We start from the raw sequence: 2,007 nt of genomic DNA, 5'->3' as shown, positions 1-2,007 counted from the left end.
GTCTTTGCCTGCTTGATGATGTCGGTGATCTGCGCAAGGTCGATGCTGTCCTCGCCGTCGACGGCGATGGCAACGAATTCCAAAGTGGCGGAATCCGGCTGTTCCAGAAACACCGACGCATCGGCAAATGAAAGATCGCCCCAGTTTTCACCGAGCTCGATTTCCATGTCATCAATCAACAGGTCGAAATTCTGTACATCCCGCGAAATCGTGCACGCCATGATCGGCGCCGGATCAGGTTGGAGGTTTGCTACACTCGTCATCGCTTTTCTGCCCTTCAACAGCGGGGCTGGAGACGCGCGCCGTGCCGTTCAGGCGAATCAGCAGCCGCATATCCGAAACCCGCACACGGCGTTTTGCCGCATAATTGTTCCCATTGAAGCGAAGATGGTCGACAATCTTGGCGAGATTGGGGCTAAAAAACTGTTATTGTTTGGTCTTTTGCGCCGAACTGCGTGCATCGCCGCTATTGTTGCGCGATATCGCGCAGAGGTCGGAAAAATTGATGCGCAGTTGCGCGCAAAAAAAACCGCCTGCACCGATGGACGCGGTGCAAGCCTTGCACCTCCTGCTGCTTGAAACCGAACAGGCCGGATCGCTCCGGCCTGTCGGGGGTTCAACATAGGTTGTAATGCTTCTGAGCTTAGCCGGGGTTCGTTTCCGTGACGATCTTCCGGTTGCTCGGGTGCGGTCGCTCCGCCAGTTTGATGTATTCGCGGAAGATCACTTCGGCATATTTGCCGTTCAGCGGTGTCGCCTGGCGTTTCACAAAACCCGATACCTCGGTCACGGTGCGGCGGTTCGCCTCTTCCGGGCCGGGGGTGTTGATCACCGGGCGCGTTTCACCGAAGGAGGCGAGCGCCTCCAGCCGGTTACGCGAAATGCCCTGGCTGGCGAAATAGGCCACGACAGCCTTTGCCCGCCGCAAGCCCAATGCCTTGTTATAGGCGTTGGAGCCGACCAGATCGGTGTGGCCGTAGACGCGGAAGCGTACCTCGGGGAACTGTTTGATCCAATTCGCCTGATGTTGGAGAGTCGCAATTGCGTTGCCATCCAGAGCGGAGGAGTTGAACGCGAAGGTGATGGTGGACGGCACTTCGTCGGCAAAGCGTTTGCCGAGGGCAATGGTGTAATCCTTCTCGCCCGATTGGATCATCGTGTTGTTCATCGTGGCATTGCCGAAGTAATCAGTGTTGTCTGCTCCGGATTCACGATCCCAATCCGGCCCACAGGCCCCGAGGGCGAGCAGCGAAACACCTAATATCAAAGAAGAAACACGCATCCGCTTACTCCATCACATAGCCGTAGGAACCGCTGAAGTCCTGCCTTGCGACTTCACCAGCGGCACCTTTTGGCGCATTGACCCCCGAAACTTTTCCGAACAGGAATTGCTCACGCTCCGTGGGGGGACGAATACGGTCTGTCGGAACGGCAAGCGCCTCACCTCTGGTCGGTGTAACAAGATGCGGGGTCACGATGATGACCAGTTCCGATTGGGCGCGCTGGTATTCTGCACTGCGGAACAAGGCACCCAGCACAGGAATATCTCCGAGCCACGGCACCTGACCATTCAGGTTGCGGAAATCATCCTGCAACAGGCCCGCGATTGCAAAACTCTCCCCATCCCGCATTTCCACGGTGGTCGAGGTTTCGCGCCGTTTGAAGGCGTTGATGCTGAATCCCGCTGCTTCGACGGTGATTGTGTTGTCTATGGCGGAGACCGCGGCATTGATCGTCAGGTTGATGATATCTCCATCGACCACGACGGGGGTAAAGTTCAATTCAACGCCGAAGGGTTTGTACTCAATTGCAACCTGGCCCAGGGCACTTGCCACCGGGATCGGGTATTCGCCACCAGCCAGGAACTTCGCCTCCTGCCCGGAAAGGGCGGTCAGATTCGGCTCTGCCAGGGTCCGCACAACGCCTTTGCTTTCAAGGGCTTCCAGCAACACGGCAAATTGCAGTGATCCGGCGGAAAAGCCGATTGTCATGGCGCCGTTGCTGTCT

3 protein-coding genes and 1 pseudogene are annotated in these 2,007 nt (G+C 57.1%); 1 reads left to right on the top strand and 3 read right to left on the bottom strand.

The window, feature by feature from the left end:
* Positions 1-263, bottom strand: a pseudogene (locus tag L0H65_RS19090) (pilus assembly protein CpaE); the annotation flags it as partial.
* On the opposite strand from L0H65_RS19090, the gene L0H65_RS19085 reads away from it, so the two are divergent.
* Positions 220-579: a hypothetical protein gene (locus L0H65_RS19085; RefSeq protein WP_301460773.1), complete on the top strand. Its 360-nt coding sequence runs from the start codon at positions 220-222 to the stop codon at positions 577-579. The pseudogene L0H65_RS19090 and the gene L0H65_RS19085 overlap by 44 nt on opposite strands.
* Positions 580-643: 64 nt before the next feature.
* Here L0H65_RS19085 and L0H65_RS19080 read toward each other — a convergent pair whose 3' ends face one another.
* Positions 644-1,282: an OmpA family protein gene (locus tag L0H65_RS19080; protein ID WP_301460772.1), complete on the bottom strand. Its 639-nt coding sequence runs from the start codon at positions 1,280-1,282 to the stop codon at positions 644-646.
* A gap of 4 nt (positions 1,283-1,286) precedes the next feature.
* Positions 1,287-2,007 (bottom strand): type II and III secretion system protein family protein (locus L0H65_RS19075; RefSeq protein WP_367652018.1); only part of this gene is annotated, 721 nt, incomplete at its 5' end.

It is taken from the genome of Pseudorhodobacter sp. (assembly GCF_030452865.1).
Lineage (GTDB): Bacteria > Pseudomonadota > Alphaproteobacteria > Rhodobacterales > Rhodobacteraceae > Pseudorhodobacter.
The sequence above is the reverse complement of the archived record's forward strand: the minus strand, read 5'-3'. Positions and strand labels throughout refer to the sequence as shown.

Coding starts and splice junctions, on each gene's coding strand:
- L0H65_RS19085 (WP_301460773.1), top strand. CDS start 220: ATGATCGGCGCCGGATCAGGTTGGAGGTTTGCTACACTCGTCATCGCT.
- L0H65_RS19080 (WP_301460772.1), bottom strand. CDS start 1,282: ATGCGTGTTTCTTCTTTGATATTAGGTGTTTCGCTGCTCGCCCTCGGG.